The organism is Dietzia sp. IBK-p2-15D (assembly GCF_057773105.1).
In genome coordinates this window covers 1-463 of record NZ_JBYMTK010000080.1, presented here as the reverse complement: position 1 = coordinate 463, position 463 = coordinate 1, and the positions used below count along the sequence as shown (strand labels likewise).

The window sequence follows — 463 nt, the reverse complement described above, 5'->3', positions numbered from 1 at the left end:
ACCAGCTTTCCCAGCTTGACCCTGCATTCTCTAAAGTGCTGGAGTCACGTGCTGCTCGTGAGGATGCACAACAGGCTAGACTTGACCAGTTAAGGGCGCAACAAGAACTGCGGAAAGATGCGGCTCAAAATGCAGCACAGCCTTATTATCAGCCTTTGCAGACGGCCCAAGGGGTATATGCTTTTAACTCAAGAACTGGCCGAGCCGAACCTGTAGGAACTTCTGGCGCTCAATTGGTAGGCGCTCAATTTGACCCAACATTGCAAGGTAAGATTTCTGGTGCTAAAGCCCACGGAAGCGAAACAGGGAAGGGAACCGGAGAGGCTGTAGTAAAACTGGAAGATATTAACTCCATGATGCCAAGGTTAGATTCCCTTACCAAAGAACTTAGCGGATTAGGAAAAAAAGCAACATACACAGCAGTAGGTCAACTTGCTGATGCGGCAAGGCGGCAAGCTGGCCT

The 463-nt window shown here is 49.7% G+C and carries 1 protein-coding gene; it reads left to right on the top strand.

Annotation, left to right across the window (positions count from 1 at the left end; all coding sequences use genetic code 11):
* Window positions 1–463: hypothetical protein (locus AC3DEV_RS16955; RefSeq protein ID WP_488372863.1), on the top strand; the 463-nt coding region annotated here is incomplete at both ends.